This is a genomic window from Paraburkholderia sp. SIMBA_053 (genome assembly GCF_046534895.1).
Taxonomy (GTDB): domain Bacteria; phylum Pseudomonadota; class Gammaproteobacteria; order Burkholderiales; family Burkholderiaceae; genus Paraburkholderia; species Paraburkholderia caledonica.
The window spans coordinates 1-255 of record NZ_JAWRXU010001162.1 but is presented as its reverse complement, the minus strand read 5'-3'; the positions used below and the strand labels follow the sequence as shown (position 1 = coordinate 255).

The 255-nt window shown below is 48.6% G+C and carries 1 protein-coding gene; it reads left to right on the top strand.

What is annotated here, in order from left to right:
- Positions 1-255, top strand: a 255-nt coding sequence (locus tag SB753_RS39300; RefSeq protein WP_410805454.1) for an ABC transporter permease, incomplete at both ends; no start/stop codon positions are given.

Here is a 255-nt window from a genome sequence, read left to right as displayed (position 1 = left end):
GCCTGCTGACAAAGAGACTTTACCCTTCATGGTGCAAGGCCGTGCCAACAGTGCCGATTTTTTCCCGATGTTTACAGTGCCGTTTTTATATGGCAGCGGCTGGGATCATCAGGCTGATCTTAATAAAGAACGGGTGATTGTACTCAGTGCTGAAATAAATGAGCGTTTATTTGGTGGTAAAGATTCGACTGGTCAGACGGTGCGCATGGCCGGGGAAGACTACAAAGTTAGCGGTGTGATCGCCAGATGGAATCC